17 protein-coding genes and 1 riboswitch are annotated in these 14,453 nt (G+C 65.4%); of the genes, 11 read left to right on the plus strand and 6 right to left on the minus strand.

Annotation, left to right across the window (positions count from 1 at the left end; translation table 11 throughout):
* Positions 1 to 263: 263 nt before the first annotated feature.
* From AC57B5_RS05800 to AC57B5_RS05820, 5 genes are all read left to right on the plus strand, one after another.
* A complete protein-coding gene (locus AC57B5_RS05800) occupies positions 264 to 1,226 on the plus strand; it encodes an AurF N-oxygenase family protein (RefSeq protein WP_012205541.1) in 963 nt (320 codons plus the stop codon).
* Positions 1,223 to 2,302, plus strand: coding sequence for a 2Fe-2S iron-sulfur cluster-binding protein (locus AC57B5_RS05805; RefSeq protein ID WP_496398976.1), 1,080 nt, complete (start codon positions 1,223 to 1,225; stop codon positions 2,300 to 2,302). Before AC57B5_RS05800 ends, AC57B5_RS05805 begins: the two co-directional genes overlap by 4 nt.
* Positions 2,303 to 2,353: 51 nt before the next feature.
* Positions 2,354 to 3,058: a glutamine amidotransferase gene (locus AC57B5_RS05810; RefSeq protein ID WP_496398977.1), complete on the plus strand. Its 705-nt coding sequence runs from the start codon at positions 2,354 to 2,356 to the stop codon at positions 3,056 to 3,058.
* A 94-nt stretch (positions 3,059 to 3,152) separates the two neighbouring features.
* The gene (locus AC57B5_RS05815; RefSeq protein WP_012205544.1) at positions 3,153 to 3,521 is read left to right on the plus strand and encodes an antibiotic biosynthesis monooxygenase family protein; all 369 of its coding nucleotides are present in this window, start codon (positions 3,153 to 3,155) and stop codon (positions 3,519 to 3,521) included.
* Between the two features lie 366 nt (positions 3,522 to 3,887).
* Positions 3,888 to 4,586, plus strand: coding sequence for a hypothetical protein (locus tag AC57B5_RS05820; RefSeq protein WP_192367580.1), 699 nt, complete (start codon positions 3,888 to 3,890; stop codon positions 4,584 to 4,586).
* A 244-nt stretch (positions 4,587 to 4,830) separates the two neighbouring features.
* Here AC57B5_RS05820 and AC57B5_RS05825 read toward each other — a convergent pair whose 3' ends face one another.
* Positions 4,831 to 5,172: an H-NS histone family protein gene (locus tag AC57B5_RS05825; RefSeq protein ID WP_013802462.1), complete on the minus strand. Its 342-nt coding sequence runs from the start codon at positions 5,170 to 5,172 to the stop codon at positions 4,831 to 4,833.
* A 241-nt stretch (positions 5,173 to 5,413) separates the two neighbouring features.
* Entirely contained in the window at positions 5,414 to 5,884 is a 471-nt protein-coding gene (locus AC57B5_RS05830; RefSeq protein WP_496398978.1) for a hypothetical protein, read from the minus strand.
* Positions 5,885 to 6,213: 329 nt separating this feature from the next.
* On the opposite strand from AC57B5_RS05830, the gene AC57B5_RS05835 reads away from it, so the two are divergent.
* Complete coding sequence (locus tag AC57B5_RS05835; protein WP_012205554.1) at positions 6,214 to 6,534, plus strand: heavy metal-binding domain-containing protein; 321 nt, start codon at positions 6,214 to 6,216, stop codon at positions 6,532 to 6,534.
* A 42-nt stretch (positions 6,535 to 6,576) separates the two neighbouring features.
* Here AC57B5_RS05835 and AC57B5_RS05840 read toward each other — a convergent pair whose 3' ends face one another.
* Together AC57B5_RS05840 and AC57B5_RS05845 are read right to left on the minus strand one after the other, a co-directional pair.
* Positions 6,577 to 7,521 (minus strand): ABC transporter substrate-binding protein, encoded by a 945-nt coding sequence (locus tag AC57B5_RS05840; protein ID WP_238003514.1) that lies wholly within the window; start codon positions 7,519 to 7,521, stop codon positions 6,577 to 6,579.
* A 5-nt stretch (positions 7,522 to 7,526) separates the two neighbouring features.
* A complete protein-coding gene (locus AC57B5_RS05845) occupies positions 7,527 to 9,440 on the minus strand; it encodes a TonB-dependent receptor domain-containing protein (RefSeq protein ID WP_238003515.1) in 1,914 nt (637 codons plus the stop codon).
* A gap of 70 nt (positions 9,441 to 9,510) precedes the next feature.
* Positions 9,511 to 9,736, minus strand: a riboswitch (cobalamin riboswitch).
* A gap of 96 nt (positions 9,737 to 9,832) precedes the next feature.
* On the opposite strand from AC57B5_RS05845, the gene AC57B5_RS05850 reads away from it, so the two are divergent.
* Positions 9,833 to 10,222, plus strand: a complete 390-nt coding sequence (locus tag AC57B5_RS05850) for a hypothetical protein (protein ID WP_012205557.1) — start codon at positions 9,833 to 9,835, stop codon at positions 10,220 to 10,222.
* A gap of 25 nt (positions 10,223 to 10,247) precedes the next feature.
* The gene (locus AC57B5_RS05855; protein WP_012205558.1) at positions 10,248 to 10,439 is read left to right on the plus strand and encodes a helix-turn-helix transcriptional regulator; all 192 of its coding nucleotides are present in this window, start codon (positions 10,248 to 10,250) and stop codon (positions 10,437 to 10,439) included.
* Between the two features lie 9 nt (positions 10,440 to 10,448).
* Here AC57B5_RS05855 and AC57B5_RS05860 read toward each other — a convergent pair whose 3' ends face one another.
* Positions 10,449 to 11,255 carry a sulfite exporter TauE/SafE family protein gene (locus tag AC57B5_RS05860; RefSeq protein ID WP_496398979.1) on the minus strand — a complete coding sequence of 269 codons (807 nt, stop codon included), beginning with the start codon at positions 11,253 to 11,255 and terminating at the stop codon, positions 10,449 to 10,451.
* Between the two features lie 128 nt (positions 11,256 to 11,383).
* Here AC57B5_RS05860 and AC57B5_RS05865 point away from each other — a divergent pair, with 128 nt between their 5' ends.
* Positions 11,384 to 12,151: an AraC family transcriptional regulator gene (locus AC57B5_RS05865; protein WP_013802455.1), complete on the plus strand. Its 768-nt coding sequence runs from the start codon at positions 11,384 to 11,386 to the stop codon at positions 12,149 to 12,151.
* Here the strand turns inward: AC57B5_RS05865 and AC57B5_RS05870 are convergent.
* Positions 12,148 to 13,359, minus strand: coding sequence for an MFS transporter (locus AC57B5_RS05870; protein WP_496398980.1), 1,212 nt, complete (start codon positions 13,357 to 13,359; stop codon positions 12,148 to 12,150). The two genes, AC57B5_RS05865 and AC57B5_RS05870, sit on opposite strands and share 4 nt — an antisense overlap.
* 76 nt (positions 13,360 to 13,435) lie before the next feature.
* Here AC57B5_RS05870 and AC57B5_RS05875 point away from each other — a divergent pair, with 76 nt between their 5' ends.
* Both AC57B5_RS05875 and AC57B5_RS05880 read left to right on the plus strand, forming a co-directional pair.
* Positions 13,436 to 13,885, plus strand: coding sequence for a winged helix-turn-helix transcriptional regulator (locus AC57B5_RS05875; protein ID WP_088164775.1), 450 nt, complete (start codon positions 13,436 to 13,438; stop codon positions 13,883 to 13,885).
* A gap of 9 nt (positions 13,886 to 13,894) precedes the next feature.
* Entirely contained in the window at positions 13,895 to 14,380 is a 486-nt protein-coding gene (locus AC57B5_RS05880) for a rod shape-determining protein (RefSeq protein WP_445608010.1), read from the plus strand.
* Positions 14,381 to 14,453 lie beyond the last annotated feature (73 nt).

Consider the following 14,453-nt stretch of genomic DNA (forward strand, 5'->3'; position numbering starts at 1 on the left):
CTCTCCATAGAATTCGCCGCCAGACGTTGAAAGTCATGAGATCCAATACCGCCACGAATCATCCGCAATCTGCAGTCGGGCAGATTGATTCAAGGCGGAATATGACAGAGTGAAGAAATCCATGACAACGTATCTGCCATCTGCAGCGTCAATTGCAGTGCCATTTGCGGCGCCATTGGTGATTGCGGCAGATGGAGAAAGCGGGGGGAGGGAATAGGCGATTTGACTCAGATCAATCAAGTTCAATCACACGGAGTTGAAAAATGAATCTCGATATCTCTCGGACAGATGACGCCGTGCGCGATGCGCTCAAAAAGCTGTCCCTGCTCTGGAAGTCAAGAGCGGCCGTGAATCAGGACCTGCCTGATTACTGCGGCTTGGCGTTCGACCCCGCCCGGCAGGACTTCACCGCCTCGCTGCTGCCGTTTCGCGATCACCAGGCATGGGTGGAGGCACCCCAGCACCTGCGCGACCAATGCCTGTCCTACGCCTGGGGCATCTACAACCTCAAGACCATCTACATCGAGTGCAACGTGGTCACGCCGGCCTGCGAGGACATCATCAAGACCCCGCCGCCCAGCGCCAACCGTGCGCTGCTGCAGGACGTCATGTCCCAGGCCCTGCTGGACGAGGCCCTGCACACCCGCATGTCCATCATGGCCTGCAACTACATCTACGAGATGCGCGGCCTGGCGCCGCTGGACTACGCGGACTTCAACCTCGTCGGCTGGCGCAACGGCGTGCTGGCGCAGTGCGGCGCGGAATGGGAGCGCCGCCTGGCCCGCTTCGCCATTGCCTGCGCCAGCGAGACCCTGATCACCGACTACCTCAAGACCATGGCCGAGGACCGCTCCATCCAGCCCATCTGCCACGAGGTCACCCGCACCCACGCCGTGGACGAATGGAGCCACTCCAGCGTCTTCAGCTCGGTGGCCACCGACATCGTCCAGGGCCTGAGCAACCGCGAGCGCAGCTACCTGCGCTCCATCATCCTCAAGACCGTGCAGATGTTCGCCAACAACGAGCTGGGCGCCTGGTCCACCGTCTTCACCATGGTCGGCATGCCGCATGCGCGCGACATCCTGCACGACGTGGGCGACAGCAACGAGATCGGCGTCTACACCGACTCGGTGCAAAGCCTGATCGACCGCATCGGCCTGGCAGGCCGCAACCTGGGCGGCAGCGTGGCGCTGGTGTCCTCGGTCCTCGAGGAGATGCAGGCATGAGCGCCGCCCTCCAGGCAGGCAGCACGCTGGCGCGCTGCGCCGCGGCACGGGCAGAGGCGGGCGGCGTCATGGTCTACACCCTGCGCGTGCAGGGCGCCTCGGCGCAATTCCTTGGCGGCCTGCGGCCCGGCCGGCATGTGGCCGTCGAGCATGCCGACGCCAGTGGCGCCGTGCAGCAGCGGCTGTACTCCATCACCCGCTACGAGCCCTGCAGCGAGCACGACGGCGCCGGCCAGTTCGACATTGCCGTCAAAAGCTCGGGCCGGGGCAGCGTCTCCGACCACATGCATGCGGTGCTGCGCGCAGGCTCCACGCTGCCGCTCGGCCACGTGGCCGGTGACATCACGGCCGACCTGGTGCTGGGCCTGGACTCCCTGGTCATGCTGGCCGGCGGCATCGGCCTGACCCTGCCGCTGGCGCTGCTGCGCGAACTGGCGCGGCTGCAGCAGCAGGGCCAGCGCGTGCCACGCACCACGCTGCTGCTGTGCTTTGCGCGCATGGCCGACATTCCGTTCCTGCAGGAGCTGCAGCAGCTGTGCGAAACGGCACCCTGGTTCGACCTGCGTATCCACATCACGCGCGAAGACATCGCCGCCCACGGGCCCTTCGTGCCGGGCCGCCCCTCGCCGCAGTCCCTGCTGGCGCTGGGCCAGCCCCAGGCGGTGGTCATCTGCGGTGGCCACGCCTTTGCGCAGACCTTTCGCGAGCATGCGCGGGCCTGCTTTCCCGGTGCCATACAGCACATCGAGGCCTTCACGCCGCCTGCCGCATCCACCGCCCAGCCAGGCGAGACCGCGCAGGCATGCCAGCTGCAGATCGCGCACAGCGGGCAGATTGTCGAAGCCGCGTCCGGCAAAAGCCTGCTGGAAATCCTGGAGGGCGTGGGCATTGCCATCCGCAGCCAGTGCCGGGCCGGCATCTGCGGCAGTTGCCGCATCCGCATCACGGGAGGCAGTTCACGGCTGGAGGCGGACTTTTGCCTCAGCGACAGGGAAAAGGAAGCCGGCTATGCCTTGGCCTGCTGCACCTTCCCCTCGGCAGGCCATATCCACGTCGACCTCAAACCCGGCGCCTGACGGGCTCCGCACGTTCCAAGCCACCCTCCTGTATCCACCTGAGTTCCTCCCATGAAAAAAACCATCGCGCTGCGCCACATCCACTTCGAAGACCTGGGCACCCTGCATGCCGAGTTCGCCAGCCGCGGCTACGAAGTGCAGTACGTCGATCCCAGCATCGGCGACCTTGACACCCTGGACCTGGGCCGTGCCGACCTGCTGGTCGTGCTGGGCGGCCCCATAGGTGCCTATGACGAGGCGCTTTATCCCTTCGTCGCCCAGGAGCTGGCGGCCGTGCGCCGCTGGCTGGACAGCGGCAAGCCGCTGCTGGGCATCTGCCTGGGCGCGCAGCTCATCGCGCGCGCGCTGGGCGCCAGGGTCTACCCGCTGGGCGTCAAGGAAATCGGCTTTTCGCCGCTCACGCTCACCGACGCCGGCCTGGCCTCGCCCCTCGCCAAACTGGACGGCGTGCCCGTGCTCCATTGGCATGGTGACCAGTTCGACATTCCCGAAGGCGCCGTGCACCTGGCCGGTACCGCCATCGGCGCCAACCAGGCCTTCGCCGTCGGCACGCAGGTGCTGGGCCTGCAATTCCATCTGGAGGCCGATGCGGCCCGGCTGGAGCGCTGGCTGGTCGGCCATGCCTGCGAACTGGGCGTCGCCCAAGTGGACCCGCGCACGCTGCGCGCCGATGCCCAGAAATACGGCGGCCTGCTGGCGCTGGCCGCGCGCGATGTGCTGGCCGCCTGGCTGACCAACCTGGAGCGCAGCCGCTGAACCTGCGGCGCCGCCCATTCACCCATTTCCCCCACGCCGGAGCCGCCGCTGCGCGGCGCCGGAATCTCTGTTCCCGAAAAAAGGAGAGTTGAAGATGGTTGTCGTACTGTTCGAACTGCAGGCCTTGCCCGGCCAGAACCAGACCTATGTGGACCTGGTCAACAAGCTCACCCCCATGCTCAAGCCCATGGAGGGGTTCATCTCCGTGGAGTGCTTCCAGAGCACGCTCAACCCCGAGAAAGTCATGTCCGTCACCACCTGGCGCGACGAGGAAGCTGTCGTCCAGTGGCGCAACGTGGAAGCCCACCTCAGCGCCCAGCGCGCCGGCCGCGACAAGATCTTCAAGGACTACCGCGTGCGCGTCACCCAGGTACTGCGCGACTATGGCCTGAACGACCGCGCGCAGGCGCCTGCGGACAGCATCATGGGCAAGGCAGGCAGCTGCCCGGTCAGCCACGCCTGAGGGGCAGGCCGGGCATCAAAGCAAAAAAAGCAGAAAAGGCAGGCGCGGGAGGGCGTCTGCTGTGTCTGCCCGGGCCGGCATGACGCTGCCGGTTGAATAAGAAAAACAAATGAAGAATGAAGAAATAATAGAAAAATAACAATTTCAGGCAATCGTCAGGCTGGTGCACTTGTATTCAAGTGTAAGGAATCCAGGGTGTTCGGATTTTCCCCAGTCTCGAGAGGCTAGACTACAGAAACACCATCTGCATTGTTCATTGGCTTGTTCAGGCCGTGGATGGGTGCTTTCTGGAATTTGATAATCAAATATCAAGAATATTTCCTATATTCCTGCTTGATTATTCATTTATTTTAAAAAGGGGTTTTTGTGAAGTTTTCCGCGTTTCTTACTGGGGCTGCCGTTCTTGCTCTTGTTCTTCCAGCACATGCAGAGTCCAGTTTGAATATCAGCGGCATACGCTTGGGCGCCACGCCAGATCAGGCCCGTGCTGCCGCTGCGGCCGCCAATCCGAAATATGTTTTTTCCGATCTGCGGCGCGCCGGAGAGGAGAAAGTCGCAGGTTTCGAGGCCAAGGATGATCCGCGCAAGGTGTTTCCGCCCGATCTGCTCAAGGTCATTTTCGACGAGCGAAATGCCACCTGGTTCGTGTACCGGGAGCAGCGTTATGAAACCGGCTCGCGTCCAACCAAGGAAGCCACCTTGGCAGCCTTGAAGGAAAAATACGGCGAGCCTTCTTTCACTGACGTGGATGTCCTGCGTGGACTGGCTTCATGGCAATTCGATCGCGCTGGCAAGATCTACAAAGGCGCGCGTGGACAGGCCCCATGCCCAGGTACCCGCAACCGTGGTTCAACCCCGGAAAAATTCGGCGAGCGCTGCGGCTCGTTTGTGCAGGCACAGTGGAACTTCATGAATCCGGAAAAGCTGGTGGAGCAGCTTCAGGTCACCATCGTGGAGACGCAGCACGTCTATGACGCGCTAAAGCAGCAGCAGGACGCGGCCGACTCGGCAAAGAAGAACGCCCTCGACGCGGAACGTGCCAAGGCTGTGAAGCCCAAGCTCTGAAAACGGGATCTGCTACAGAAATCCCGATGGGCACCACCCTGCAGCGCAGGCCTTGCTGGTTCCCTCTTGCACGACCGCCATGGACGCCCTGCAAAGATGCACAGGGCAGCCACATTGCCGGCGCCAGGCCGGAAAAAAAGCCCGCTGAATGCTCAGAGGGCTTTTTTTCGGAAGGCACAGATTCCTTCGCATCGGAACTCCACCGCACCGCACGGCATCCTGCGTTCCGCCGTGTGCAGTGCCTTCAGTTGCGAGCTGCCGCTGCCGCCATTTCGGCGAGGAACGGGCCTTGGGCCGCTTCGGGTTTGCTTTCGATGAGGAAGTCTTCGCGATCCTGGTCCTTGATCCAGTTCGGAGGCTTGCCTCGACCTGTCCACGTCGCTCCCGTGGCCGGATCGCGATACTTCGCCGGCGCACTGGTTTTTTCAGGGATGTAGGGGAACACTTGCTGCTGGGTGAATCCGAAATCGGTCACCAGCTTCTGGACCTTGGACAGGGCAGCGTCGGCCGCCGAGGTGCGGGCCTTGGCAATTTCCATGTCCAGCGCGGCCTTGGCCGCAAGGAGTTCTTTGAGGGACTGTGTCATTGGTGTCGTGAAATTTTGAAGCCAGATTATGGGGCTGTTCGGGCAGCCGCGTGGTGTCCGGATCATGCAGGCCGATGAAAGGAAGGTCACCCGCCTGAACCTGCTGCCGAGCCGGGTGACCGCAGGCCCGGGCAGGAAAGCCGGTCTTGCCCTCATCTGTGGTCGCGCGTACTACCCCGCACGGCCGCAGCGATCACGCCAGATGGAATATCCCGCGTTACACCGGCCTGGCAAGGCAGCCCTAAGCTTCCAAGCTGCGAACGAATTCGCTCCCCACCTCGACTCCTAGAAGAGAGTCCACGGCCGCCACCCGCTTCAGCGCTTCGTCGGCGCTGAAGCCATTTCCCGCCAGCACGGCCAATGCGTCGTTGTGCAGGGCATAGGCCAGGTGCGCTGCGATCCGTACGCTCGGATCCGCATCCACGTTGCTTCCCAGATATCCGCTCAGGAGAAGACGGATCTCGGATACGGCTTTCGCCAGGATTTTCTCCTCAGTCAGCTGTTTCATCACGCCCCTTTGCCTTATCGCCCCCACAACTGCCTCCATCGCCTCAATCTGCGCATTGATAAAGGCAAGCAGCTCATTGGACTCGACAACCTCCATGGGATTGCTGGGGTAAGCGCCAATCAGCAAGCTGGAGATGAGTCCCCATTGTTCTCGCACACGGTTCAGTTGGTTGAACTCATCTTCCGACATCTGAAAGTACAACATGGCGACTCCTTAGCGAAATGGCTTGGAGCCGGGCGCGGAGAAAGGGTAAGAAGCGATGTACAGATCAGAGAGCTGTGGCGCAGTGGAAATTGAGATGGGGAAGGGCTTTGAAACGCCCGCAAAGAAAATAGCCATAAGGCCTCCAAGCATTTTTCCAACACTGCTTTCGGGAGCGGCTTACCGGCTAGCAAGAAGTGTGTTCAGCACTTTGCGCGAGATGATACTCCAGGCCTATGGCAGACTGCCCTGGTTCAGTTCTTCCTTGAACCGATCGCCGGCCGGTTTGGCGATCAAGGCCCATCTCCGTCATTCACCACCGAGGATTTCTCATGATCATCACAACCACCCCCCAGATCGAAGGCCGCCGCATCACCCGCTACTGTGGCGTGGTCGCGGGCGAGGCGATTTTGGGCGCCAATGTGTTCAAGGATTTGTTTGCCGGACTGCGCGACATCGTGGGCGGGCGGTCGGCCACCTATGAGCGCGAGCTGCAGCGGGCGCGCGAGATTGCGCTCAAGGAGCTGGAGGAACGTGCCCAGGAACTGGGCGCTAATGCCGTTGTGGGGGTGGACCTGGATTACGAAGTGCTGGGCCAGGGCAACGGCATGTTGATGGTGTCTGCCAGCGGCACGGCCGTGGTGCTGGAGTAGGCAAGGCTATCGGCCAAGCGGGTCAAGCTCTGGCCAGCGAAGTCAACGCGGCGCTGCGCCCGGCAGCTCCAGGCAGCGGGCCAGCGCCCGCGCCGCCTCGCCCAGGCGCGGGCCGGGGCGGGAGACCACGTCTGTTTCGACCAGGTCCAGCGCGCAGATGCGGCCCGAGCGCACGGCGGGCATGCGGCTCCAGCCGGGGCGGGTGGCAAAGCTGGCCGATGGCGTCTGCGGCGTGTGGATGATGAGTTCTGGCTGCTGGCGCAGCACGTATTCGGGCGTGATGCGGGGGAAGGGCCCCAGGTTCTGCGGCAGCACATTGCGCGCGCCCAGGCGCTGCAGCAGCTGGCCTATGAAGGAGTCCGGCCCTGCCGCGTAAGGCGTGGCGTCCACTTCGAAATACACCTTCTGCCCGGCGGGCGTGAGCGCCGCCAGCGCCTTGGCCTGCTGGTCCACCTCGGCCTGCATGCGCGCCAGCAAGGCGTTGGCGCGCTGCGCCTGCAGCAGCTGGTCGAGCTTGTGCAGCACCTGCTCCAGCTGCGCCATGTCGTTGGCGTCCAGCGCCAGCACCGGAATGCCGAAGCGCTCCAGCTGCGCGATGACGGGTGCGGAATACGCCATCAGCACCACGTCGGGCCTGAGCCGCACGGTGGCCTCGACCAGCGGGGCAAAAGTGTGGCCCAGCTTGGGCAGGGCGGCCACACGGGCCGGGTGGTTGGAGAACTCGTCCACGCCCACGATGCGCTCGCAGGCGTCCAGCGCGCACAGCGATTCGGTCAGCGAGGGCAGCAGCGAGACGATGCGCTGCGGCACGCGCTCCAGGCGCACCTGGCGCCCGCGCATGTCGGTAATGGTGTAGGGAGTGGCTGTGCTTGTGCTGCCTTGGCTCGCGTCTCCCGTCTTTTGCGCATGGGCGTTGCTGGCGCCGCCCGCGCAGGCCAGCGCGGCGATCAGCAGCAGAAGGCGGGGCAGGCGCAAAAGCAGATGCATGGGGGTCAGGGCAGGGGAGTCCAGCGCACGCTGACGAACACGGTGCGGCCTGCGTTGGCGTAGCCGCGCGTGGGGGCGTAGTCGCGGTCGGCGATGTTGTTGACGCGGGCCAGCAGCGTCCATTGCCTGGTCAGCTGGCGCTGGGCGTAGAGGTTGACCACGCCGTAACCGCCCAGTTGCAGGGTGTTCGCCTCGTCTGCGTAGCGGCCGCTGTACAGCTGCGCTTCGCCGCCCAGCGTCCAGCCGGCCGCCTGGGTGTCGGCGTTGAGCTTGAGCATGCGCTTGGAGCGGTAGGGCAGCAGCTTGCCGGTCTCCAGGTTCTCGGGGTTCATGAAGTCCAGCGAGGCGCCCAGGTTGGCGCTGCCCAGGCGCGTGCCGCCAGACAGCGTCAGGCCGGTGATTTCCACGCTCTGCCAGTTGCGGTAGCAGTTGCAGGGAAGGGCGCTGTTCCAGTCGTAGGTGATGAGGTTCTTGAACTTGTTGCGGTAGACCACGGCCGAGAGGCGGTTGGCACCGGCCGCATAGTGCAGGCCGGTTTCCACGTTGGTGCTGCTTTCGGGTTTGAGGTCGGCCGCCGCCTGGCCCGTGAAGCGTTCGTACAGCGTGGGCGTGCGGAAGGCCGTGCCGGCCGATGCCACCCAGCGCCAGCGCTCGTCGATCTGCAGGCCGTAGCCCAGGCCGCCCGTGGTTTTGTTCTGCTGGTCGCGCACCTGGTCGTGGCGCAGGTTGGCGTCGAACTGGTGGCGTCCCTCCGTCAGGCGCCAGCCGGCCGACAGGGAGTTCTGCACGCGCCGGCTGTCGGTGTTCTGCGTCCAGGCGTATTGCGTGTCCAGCTTGTCCTCGCGGCGCTCCAGGTCGATGTTGAAACGGTGCTGGCCCAGCGTGAACAGGTTCTGCAGCAGGTAGTTGGTGGAGCGGCCCTTGGCGCTTTCGGGCGACTGGGTGTGGCGGTCGCTTTGGCTGTCGGTATGGGAGATCTGGACCACGCTCTTGTAGAGGGCGTTCCAGCCGGCCTGCCAGCGCAGGCTGCCGGTGGTGTTCTTGACCACGTCGTAGTCGTCGAACGGTGGCGGGCTCTGGTCGTAGTGGGTGCGCAGGCGGCTGTGCAGCAGGCTGGCGTCGATCTGGTGGATGCCCGTTTTGTAGCCCGCGTTCAGGCCCAGCGAGGTGTTGCTGTAGCCATCCTTGTCCGGGTTGGGCGAGAAGGTGTTGCCGGGGTAGACGTCGAAGCCGTCGCTGCGCTCGTCAGCCAGGTTCAGCCCATAGGTGAAGCCGTTGGCTCCGCCCTGAAATCCCGTGGCCAGCTTGCTGGTGCCCTGGTTGCCTATGCCGGCCTCGGCATAGGCGCGGGTCTGGCCGTCCGCCCGCTTGGTGAAGATCTGGATCACGCCGCCCATGGCGTCTGAGCCATAGATGGCGGCGGCCGGGCCGCGCAGCACCTCGATGCGCTCGATCTGCGCCAGTGGCAGGGTGGACCAGACCGCGCCGCCCTGCAGCTCCTGCGAGCTGTAGCGCACGCCGTCGATGAATACGGCAGTGTGCTGGTTGCTGGTGCCGCGCAGGTAGACCGAGGTGACCTGGCCCGGCCCGCCATTGCGGTTGATCTGCACGCCCGGCACCTGCACCAGCAGGTCGGCCACGCCGGTGGCGCCGCTGCGGGCAATGGTCTCGGCGTCGATCACGGTCATGTCGGCCGTGACGGTGCGCAGGGACTGCTCGCTGCGCGAGGCGGTGACGACCACGGTATCGAGCTGGGAGGTCTGTGCGCGCTGCGCCTGTTGTGCCTGTTGTGCCTGTGCTTGGGCCTGGCAGGCCAGCAGCGAGGCCGCAGCCAGGGCGGACAACGTGCGCAGTACGGGAAACGCCGAGGGCGAGCGAAGAGCGGCGCCAGGGGCGCGCGCGAGGGCGAGGGTGTGCATGGATGCGAGCCAGTTGCGCGCCAGCGACCCCGCCGGCACGGAAACCAAAAAGACCGGCTGCGCTGCATGCGCGGCCGGCCGCCTGTTGGCCGGTATCCAGACTGGTGACGCACTCGCCAAGGCCTTCCCGGGCTCAGGGCCCAGTGGCACGGGTTTGGCGGGGGCCGGTGCAATGCACGCGGCGTTTCACTCACTGTTGCGGGGGCAGTACATGCGGGCGGCTTTATCTGGCCGCCCCATGTTTCCCGTTTAACCGCAGCCCCTGGGGCTGCTGGCACCAACGGCGGCGATTGTACGGCGGGGCGTTCAGTACCGATGTAAAGCTTGCTTGACATACCCACCGGTGGCATCGCACAATGTCAAGCATCCTTTACACATTGCGAGAGACTTCCATGAATCAAACAACGGTCACCAACCGCCGCTACCAGAAGGAACTTGGATTTGCGCTGCTGCTCTACATGGCGCTGCTTGTGGGGGCGCTTTTGCTCAGCGCCGACATGCAGGCCGGGGCCCTGCGCACGGCCCTGCTGCTCAGCCCCATGCTGGCGTTTGCGCTGGCCGTGCGGGCCATCGTGCGGCTGGTGCGCGATACCGACGAATTCCTGCGCAAGTCCATGCTGGAGCAGCTGGCGATTGCGGCGGCGGGCACGGCCGGCATCACCTTCACCTACGGATTCCTGGAAATGGCAGGTTTTCCCAAGCTCAGCATGTTCATGGTGTGGCCCTTGATGGGTGCGCTCTGGGTGGCTGCCTCGGTGGCCCACTGGCTGCGCAGCCGATGAGCTGTTCCGCCAAAGTGCCCCTCCCATGAAAAACACCATCCGTGAACTGCGCGCCCAGCGCGGCTGGAGCCAGGCTGCGCTGGCGGACCTGCTGGGCGTGTCGCGCCAGACCGTGAACGCGATCGAGACAGGCCGCTACGACCCCAGCCTGCCGCTGGCCTTTGCCATTGCCCGAGTGTTCGAGACCCGGATCGAGGCGATCTTCCAGGAGGGTTGAGCGCAACGCTCAGGCCACGATCATGACCAGCAGCACCAGGCCCAGCAGGGCCAGGTAGGCCTTGGCATGCAGGGCATCGGGAATGCGGCCGATCAGCGGGGCTGCCAGCCTGATGCCCGTCCACGATCCGGCCGTCAGCAGCGCAAAGGCCTGCAGGTCCACATAGCCCACATGCCAGGGGCTCAGCCCCGCGCTCTGCGATGCCAGCATGTAGGCAGCGGTGCCCGCCACGGCCATGGGCAGGGACAGCGGGCTGGCCATGGCCGTGGCCGCCGCCATGCTCGCGCCACGCCGGCGCATCAGCGGCACGGTCATCACGCTGCCGCCCACACCCAGGAAGGCTGCAATCGCGCCAATCGCCAAGCCTGCGATGGCGGCGGGCCTGCGGCCCATGGGCTGCAATTGGGCGGCGGTGCCGTGCACGAAGCCCGGGCGCAGCAGCGCGTCGGCGATGGTCAGGGCCAGGTAGGCGATGAAGGCCCAGCGCACCCATTCCCCGCTGATACAGGTGGCGGCCGCCGCGCCCGCCACGGCACCGGCCGCGATGAAGCCGGCCAGCGGTCGCACCTGATCCCAGGGCAGGGCGCCCGCGCGGTGCTGGCGCAGCGTGGCCATGGAGGCGCCAAAAATCATCACGCAGGTGGAGGTGGCCACGGCAATGTGCATGGCAGCCTGGCCAACGGCGGAGTCCGCGCCGTGGATGGAGGTCAGCAGCGCATAAAGCAGCGGAACGGCCACGAAGCCGCCGCCAAAGCCGAAGAGCACGGTGGTCACGCCGGCAAGCACACCGAAAGCCAGCAGCAGGAGAGGGAACACAGACAGTCCTTTGGAAAAAACGAGCAAGGACTGAACCTTAGGATGCCGCGGTTTGGCCTGCTTTCGCGGATGGGTCAATAATCCTCGAATTCCTGCCAAAGCCTGTTGGCTGTTTTCCGGACATTCCCATGCTCAACATCCCGCTGCATTCCGTGGACGCCGTGGCGCGTGATGTGCTGGCCATCGGCACCGACTACACGCCTGGCACGCTGCTGCCCACGCACAGCCACCGGCGTGCCCAGTTTCTCTACGGGATGAGCGGGCTGATGGAAGTGGAAACCGACGACGGCGCCTGGACCATCCCGCCCTATAGCGGCGTGTGGATTCCGGCCAGCAAGCCGCACAGCGTGCGCATGCAGGGCGTGAGCACGCGCAGCCTGTACATCGAACCGGCTGCTGCGCCCCGCCCGGGTGTGCACTGCGAGGCCCTGGTCGTCACCCCGCTGCTGCACCAGCTGCTGCTGTCCTGCGCCGACCTGCCGGCGCTGTACGACGAAGCGGGCCGCGACGGCGCCCTGGTCACGCTGGTGCTGCACGAGCTGGCCTCGGCCCGCAGCCTGCCGCTGTTCGCGCCCATTCCCCGCGACGAAAAGCTGGCCGCCCTGTGCAAGCAGTTCCTGGCCCAGCCCAGCATCCGCGCCACGCCGCAGGACTGGGCACAGGCGCTGAACAAGAGCCTGCGCACCTTCAGCCGGTTTTTCCAGCAGCACACAGGCATGGCCTTTGGCGCCTGGCGCCAGCAGGCCTGCCTGCTGGCGGCGGTGTCGCGGTTGTCTGCGGGCGCATCGGTCACGCAGGTGGCCCTGGACCTGGGCTATGACAGCCCCAGCGCGTTTTCCACCATGTTCCGCAAGGCGCTGGGCCGGGTGCCTTCGGAGCTGGTGAGCCGGGTCTAGGCGGGAACGCTGGCCTGGGCAGCCGTTTCCCGCGTCATGGCCCAGAACACCAGGGCCGCCAGGCTGAACGCCGCCCCCGCAACGCAGACGCCGTGCCAGCCAAACCGCGAGTAGGCGTTGGTGGAAATCAGCGCCCCTAGCCCGCTGCCCACGGCATAGAACTGCATGTACAGGCCCACCAGCCGGCTGTGCGCCTGCGGGTTGCTGCGAAAGATCAGGCTCTGGTTGGTCACATGCAGGGCCTGGCCGCCCAGGTCCAGCAGCACGATGCCGACTACCAGCGCCCACAGCGATTGCTCCAGCAGCGCAATCGGCACCCAGGCCAGCAGCAGGATCACCAGCGCTCCCAGGCTGGTGCGCTGCGCGAACCCCTGGTCGGCCCAGTGCCCGGCACGGGCTGCTGCCAGTGCGCCCACCACGCCGGCCAGGCCAAAGGCGCCGATGGCCGTGAGCGACAGGCTGTAGGGCGGCGCGCTCAGCGGCAGGACCAGGGCGCTCCAGAAGATGTTGAAGGTGGCAAACATCAGCAGGGCCAGCATGCCGCGTGTGCGCAGCATGCGGTCCTGGCGCAGCAGCTGGAGCATGGAGGCGAGCAGCTGCGTGTAGCTGGGTGCATGCAAGGGCACCGCCAGCCGGGGCAGTTGCCGCCACAGGGGCAAGGCCAGGGCCAGCATCAGCAGGGCCGAGCAGGCATAGACGCCACGCCAGCCAGCCAGGTCACCCACGGCGCCGGCAAACACGCGCGCCAAAAGCAGGCCGATGAAAACCCCGCCCTGGGCTGCGCCCACCACGCGCCCGCGCTCATGCGCCTGGCTGGCGCTGGCCGCATAGGCGATCAGCCCCTGCGTCATGGCCGTGCCCAGCAGGCCCACGGCCAGCATGCCCGCCAGCAGCAGAACGGCCGAACGCGCGGTGCTGACGGCCGCCAGGGCCAGCACCAGGCCCAGCAACTGCAAAAGCATGAGCCGCCGCCGCTCCAGCCGGTCGCCCAGCGGCACCAGCAGCAGCAGTGCCAGCGCGCAGCCGGCCTGCGTGGCCGTGACCACCCCGCCCACGGCTGCATGGCTGATGCCGAAGTCGGCCGCCAGCGCCTCCAGCAGCGGCTGGGCGTAGTAGACATTGGCCACGCTCAGGCCGCTGGCAGCGGCGAACAGCAGCACCAGGCTGCGCGGCATGCGGACCGTGTCCGGAGCAGGGAAGGCGTTCATGGGTTGAATCCGGTTGCAAAACAAAACTGGTTGGATGCTAGTTGAACCAGTTTTGAAATGCAACCACAATGACGTCATGAAAGAAGACACCCGTCCTGACACACCGCAGCCCTGTCCGGTGGCCCGCTCCCTGGATGTGATCGGCGACCGCTGGTCGCTGCTCATCGTGCGCGATGCCTTTGACGGCATCAGCCGCTTTGGCGATTTCCAGCGCAGCCTGGGCGCGGCCCGCAATATCCTGGCCGACCGGCTGCGCCGGCTGGTGGAGGCCGGCATCCTCGAAACCCGCCCGGCCGCAGAAGGTTCGGCCTACCTGGAATACGTGCTCACGGCCCAGGGCCTTGAGCTGTTCCCGGTGATCGTGGCGTTGCGGCAGTGGGGCGAAGGCCATCTGTTCGCGCCGGGTGAGGCGCATTCGCTGCTGCTGGATCGCCAGACCGGCCTGCCTGTCGCGCCCATGCTGCCGCGCGGTGGTGATGGCCGGGCCTTGCTGCCGGGCCAGACCGTGGTTCAGAAAATCGATTGATGGATATCCATGCTCTCTGCCTTCATATCACTCATCTACGTACAGATTTCTCCCGAGCGCCTGACGCTGAAGGATCCGAAGACCGGGCAGACCCTGTCGGAGGTTCCCGAGCTGGCCCTGAGTCCGCCGCCCCGGCGCCGGATTCTCGCGGCCGGCCCGCAGGCCAGGCTCGCGGCTGCATCGGAGCCTGCCGAAGTCGTCAATCCCTTCGCCCACCCGCGTTCGCTGATATCGGACTTCATCCTGGCCGAGCAGCTTCTGAAGTACCAGCTCAGGCGCATGCATCGGCGTGCCTGGCTGGCGGCCTCCCCGCACATCGTCATCCATCCGCTCGGCGACCCCGAGGGCGGATTCACCCAGGTGGAATTGAGGGCCTTGCGCGAGCTGGGCAGCGCGGCCGGGGCCTCGAAGGTGAATGTCTGGACAGGCCGGCCCTTGACCGACGAGGAATTGCTGACGCGCAAGCCCCCTGCGCAGGGCGGTGTCTGGGAGTGAGGCTTTGCTCCTCGCCATGAAAAAAGCGCCCGTCACAACGGGCGCTTTGTCTGGGTCAGCGCAAGGGCCGGCA

The organism is Delftia sp. BGA-UO-ETr-SB1 (assembly GCF_059567865.1).

What these genes read in the sequence shown, in the direction of transcription:
- AC57B5_RS05875 (WP_088164775.1), top strand. Translation starts at nt 13,436, where the DNA reads ATGAAAGAAGACACCCGTCCTGACACACCGCAGCCCTGTCCGGTGGCC.
- AC57B5_RS05840 (WP_238003514.1), bottom strand. Translation starts at nt 7,521, where the DNA reads ATGCATCTGCTTTTGCGCCTGCCCCGCCTTCTGCTGCTGATCGCCGCG.
- AC57B5_RS05870 (WP_496398980.1), bottom strand. Translation starts at nt 13,359, where the DNA reads ATGAACGCCTTCCCTGCTCCGGACACGGTCCGCATGCCGCGCAGCCTG.
- AC57B5_RS05850 (WP_012205557.1), top strand. Translation starts at nt 9,833, where the DNA reads ATGAATCAAACAACGGTCACCAACCGCCGCTACCAGAAGGAACTTGGA.
- AC57B5_RS05880 (WP_445608010.1), top strand. Translation starts at nt 13,895, where the DNA reads ATGCTCTCTGCCTTCATATCACTCATCTACGTACAGATTTCTCCCGAG.
- AC57B5_RS05865 (WP_013802455.1), top strand. Translation starts at nt 11,384, where the DNA reads ATGCTCAACATCCCGCTGCATTCCGTGGACGCCGTGGCGCGTGATGTG.
- AC57B5_RS05825 (WP_013802462.1), bottom strand. Translation starts at nt 5,172, where the DNA reads ATGACACAGTCCCTCAAAGAACTCCTTGCGGCCAAGGCCGCGCTGGAC.
- AC57B5_RS05810 (WP_496398977.1), top strand. Translation starts at nt 2,354, where the DNA reads ATGAAAAAAACCATCGCGCTGCGCCACATCCACTTCGAAGACCTGGGC.
- AC57B5_RS05835 (WP_012205554.1), top strand. Translation starts at nt 6,214, where the DNA reads ATGATCATCACAACCACCCCCCAGATCGAAGGCCGCCGCATCACCCGC.
- AC57B5_RS05815 (WP_012205544.1), top strand. Translation starts at nt 3,153, where the DNA reads ATGGTTGTCGTACTGTTCGAACTGCAGGCCTTGCCCGGCCAGAACCAG.
- AC57B5_RS05830 (WP_496398978.1), bottom strand. Translation starts at nt 5,884, where the DNA reads ATGTTGTACTTTCAGATGTCGGAAGATGAGTTCAACCAACTGAACCGT.
- AC57B5_RS05855 (WP_012205558.1), top strand. Translation starts at nt 10,248, where the DNA reads ATGAAAAACACCATCCGTGAACTGCGCGCCCAGCGCGGCTGGAGCCAG.
- AC57B5_RS05805 (WP_496398976.1), top strand. Translation starts at nt 1,223, where the DNA reads ATGAGCGCCGCCCTCCAGGCAGGCAGCACGCTGGCGCGCTGCGCCGCG.
- AC57B5_RS05800 (WP_012205541.1), top strand. Translation starts at nt 264, where the DNA reads ATGAATCTCGATATCTCTCGGACAGATGACGCCGTGCGCGATGCGCTC.
- AC57B5_RS05845 (WP_238003515.1), bottom strand. Translation starts at nt 9,440, where the DNA reads ATGCACACCCTCGCCCTCGCGCGCGCCCCTGGCGCCGCTCTTCGCTCG.